Origin of the sequence: Mycobacterium sp. E2479 (genome assembly GCF_001667925.1) — a bacterium.
Classification (GTDB): domain Bacteria; phylum Actinomycetota; class Actinomycetes; order Mycobacteriales; family Mycobacteriaceae; genus Mycobacterium.
Genome location: NZ_LZJR01000127.1, coordinates 1 through 2,232, shown reverse-complemented (window position 1 = coordinate 2,232; position 2,232 = coordinate 1). Strand labels below are relative to the sequence as shown.

The following is a 2,232-nucleotide window of genomic DNA, read 5'->3' as shown; positions in this document are numbered from 1 at the left end:
ACCATCGGCCCAAGCTACTGAACGCGCTCGCCAACGAAGGCAGCGTGCACATGGGTTTTTCGGATGCCGGAGCGCACTTGCGCAACATGGCGTTCTATAACTTCGGGCTGCGGCTGCTGCGCCACGTCCACGACGCCGAAAAGGCCGGCAAGCCGTTCATGACTATCGAGCACGCTGTGCACCGGATGACCGGCGAACTCGCCGACTGGTATCGGATCGACGCCGGCCATCTGCGGCTGGGCGATCGCGGCGACCTGGTGATTGTCGACCCCGCGCACCTGGACGATTCGCTCGACGACTACGCCGAAGAGAAGATCGACCAGTACGGCGGACTGTCGCGGATGGTCAACCACAACGACGACACCGTCAGCGCCGTGCTCGTCGCCGGGCAAGCGGTGTTTCTTGACGGGCGGCCCACCGAGGTGCTTGGCACGGAGCGCACCGGCAGCTTTCTGCGCGCTGACGCGGCGACCACCTGGGCCGCGGCCGAGCCGGCGACTACTGCCGGCTAGCCGACGTGTGGGAACCGTCCCGCTACGAACAGGGGCGAAGTTAGACTTTGCGGCCATGCGGAAGCTCACGGCCAAAGCCGCTACCCTGCTCGCGCTCGGTACCTGCACCGCCACCGTCGCCATGTCCACCGCCTGGGCCGACAACACGCAGCCGGTCGGCTCGATCCCCATTCCCGACGGCCCCGCGCAGACCTGGATCATCGCCGATCTCGACAGCGGTCAGGTGCTGGCCGGCCGGGACCAGAATGTGGCGCACCCGCCGGCGAGCACCATCAAGACGCTGTTGGCCCAGGTCGTCCTGGACTCGGTGAGCCTCGACTCGACCGTCGTCGCCGACGTCGCCGACACCCAGGTGGAGTGCAACTGCGTCGGCATCAAACCGGGCCGGACCTACACCGCACGCCAACTCCTCGATGGCCTGCTGCTGGTCTCGGGTAACGACGCCGCCAACACGTTGGCACACATGCTGGGCGGGCCGGAGGTCGCCGTCGCCAAGATGAACGCCAAGGCCGCCTCGCTGGGCGCCACCAACACCCACGCGGCGACGCCGTCCGGCCTGGACGGCCCCGGGGGCTCGGGCTCCTCGACGGCGCACGACCTGGCGGTCATCTTTCGCGCGGCGATGGCCAACCCGGTGTTCGCGCAGATCACCGCCGAGCCGTCGGCGATGTTCCCCGGCGACAACGGCGATCACCCGATCACCAACCAGGACGAACTACTGCAGCGTTATCCCGGCGCGATCGGTGGCAAGACCGGCTTCACCAACGCCGCCCGCAAGACCTTCGTCGGGGCCGCGGCGCGCGGTGGCCGCCGGCTGGTGATCGCCATGATGTACGGGCTGATCAAAGAGGGCGGACCGACGTACTGGGATCAGGCGGCGACATTGTTCGACTGGGGATTCGCGCAGAGCCCGCAGTCCAGCATCGGCTCGCTGTAGCTATTCGTCAGGAGTCCGCGTCCGGCAGCGCCGCGGTCAGCAGTGCCATCAGCACCGGAATCCGCTGCGCCGCGATCTCCGGCTGCGGCAAGACCCCCTCGATCACCGCGGCTCCGTCGAACACGTTGCGCATCAGCGCCACCAAAACCAGGAGGGTGTCCTCGGGGAAGGCCTCGACGCCGGGCAGCGCCCGCGCCACGTCGTCGATCTTCGCGGCGTATTGTCCCAGCTCGTGTTGCAAGGTGTCCCTGAGCTTTTCGTCGGTACGCGCGGCAATCGTCAACTCGTAGATCACAGTGTTGGTGGGGCCGCCGGTGATGTCTCGCAGGATCTCCAGCACCGCTTGCAGCGCCGGTCGGTCGGCCGGTATTTCGGCGACTCCCTTGGTGAACGACTCCAGCTGTCGTCGTAGCACCTCCGAGGCCGTCGCGGCCATGAAATCGCCCATGGTGTCGAAGTGCCGGAACAGCGCACCCACCGACATCCCGGCCCGTTTGGCAATCACCGCGGCCGACGCCCGGGCGTAGCCGACCTCGATGATGGTGGCGATGCACGCATCGATGAGCCGCCCGACGGTCTCCTCGCGGCGCTGCTGCTGGGTCCTGGCCATGTCAGGCGGTGACGCCCACCGCGCTGCGCTCCCGGCGGTCGTGCTCCCCCGCCCGCAGGTAACGGCCCGACCGCACGGATTGTCCGTAGCCGTCCCGAAATTCGCCTTTCGAGTGACTTCCGCCGAAGACGACCACGCCGCCGACACCGGTGGCGACTACTGCGTCGTCGTTG

The 2,232-nt window shown here is 67.8% G+C and carries 2 protein-coding genes and 1 pseudogene; 2 read left to right on the top strand and 1 reads right to left on the bottom strand.

What is annotated here, in order from left to right; all coding sequences use genetic code 11:
• A pseudogene (locus A5686_RS27690) lies at nucleotides 1-512 on the top strand (hypothetical protein); the annotation flags it as partial.
• Between the two features lie 55 nt (nucleotides 513-567).
• Nucleotides 568-1,449: a D-alanyl-D-alanine carboxypeptidase family protein gene (locus A5686_RS18600; RefSeq protein WP_067937355.1), complete on the top strand. Its 882-nt coding sequence runs from the start codon at nucleotides 568-570 to the stop codon at nucleotides 1,447-1,449.
• Nucleotides 1,450-1,456: 7 nt separating this feature from the next.
• On the opposite strand, the gene A5686_RS18595 is transcribed toward A5686_RS18600, so the two are convergent.
• The gene (locus tag A5686_RS18595) at nucleotides 1,457-2,059 is read right to left on the bottom strand and encodes a TetR/AcrR family transcriptional regulator (protein WP_067937353.1); all 603 of its coding nucleotides are present in this window, start codon (nucleotides 2,057-2,059) and stop codon (nucleotides 1,457-1,459) included.
• Nucleotides 2,060-2,232 lie beyond the last annotated feature (173 nt).

Coding starts and splice junctions, on each gene's coding strand:
- A5686_RS18600 (WP_067937355.1), top strand. CDS start 568: ATGCGGAAGCTCACGGCCAAAGCCGCTACCCTGCTCGCGCTCGGTACC.
- A5686_RS18595 (WP_067937353.1), bottom strand. CDS start 2,059: ATGGCCAGGACCCAGCAGCAGCGCCGCGAGGAGACCGTCGGGCGGCTC.